The following is an 859-nucleotide window of genomic DNA, read 5'->3' on the forward strand; positions in this document are numbered from 1 at the left end:
GCCCTGCTCGGCCCTGCCGAGCGCGCCGCTGACCAGTTCGCCGACGCGGGCGCCCGACCTGCGGGCCTCCAGATGGAGCCGGCCGACGTTGGTGCGCCCGCCGGCCAGCACGGTCAGAACGGCCGCGGGGCCCGCGGCGTAGGTGGCGACATAGCCGTCCTCACCCCGTACCAGCAGCTCGCGGAAGGCTCCCCGGCCGGTGGCGTCCGCCATCGACCGTGCCACTCCGAGGGCCGCGGCGGTCAGCGCGGCGACCCCCTCGGGCTCGACGGCGGCCGTGTCGTGTGCCAGCACCAGGCCGTCGCTGGTGGCGGCCAGGGCGCCGGTCACATGGGCGACACGGGCCCGAAGCCGCCTGAGCTCTTCCAACACCTCGGGCTCGGCGGCCAACAGATGCTTCCTCTCCGTGCGCTGCCGCAGGGTGCGCCTCATGACACCGCGCACGGGGCGGCCGGGGTGGTCGGGGGAATCACAGGTGTGCCTCCAAGGCGTCACGGAGCCGACGCAGCAGGGTGACGTCGGGTTCGGCGAAGACGGCCGCGACGGGACCGCGGCCCGGGACCGGCGGCTCGGGGGTGCGGGGCCGGGGTGTCGCCACGTGTCCGGCGGCCGCCAGCCGCCGGATGTCGATGAGGGTGTGGAAGGCGGGGCGCCCTAACTCCCGGGCGATCCCGGTGGGGATGCGGACACCGTCGGCGAGCGCCAGCACCGCGCGCTGCCGTCGGGTGACGGGCGGGGCGTATGCGTCGGGGTGGCGGGCCACCACGGGCTCCTGGTCGACCTGCGGATACGGCCACAGGCCGGCGAGCAGTTCGTGGCGGCGCCGGGTCTCCCGCTCCACCGTGTCCGCGCCCACTGG

1 protein-coding gene and 1 pseudogene are annotated in these 859 nt (G+C 76.3%); both read right to left on the bottom strand.

Annotation, left to right across the window (positions count from 1 at the left end):
- On the bottom strand, positions 1 to 432 hold a 432-nt coding region (locus tag CCN51_RS52255), incomplete at its 3' end, for a roadblock/LC7 domain-containing protein (protein ID WP_055413872.1).
- 37 nt (positions 433 to 469) lie between these two features.
- Positions 470 to 859, bottom strand: a pseudogene (locus CCN51_RS52260) (transcriptional regulator); the annotation flags it as partial.

This window comes from Streptomyces milbemycinicus, from assembly GCF_002154605.1.
GTDB classification, from domain to species: Bacteria; Actinomycetota; Actinomycetes; order Streptomycetales; family Streptomycetaceae; genus Streptomyces; species Streptomyces milbemycinicus.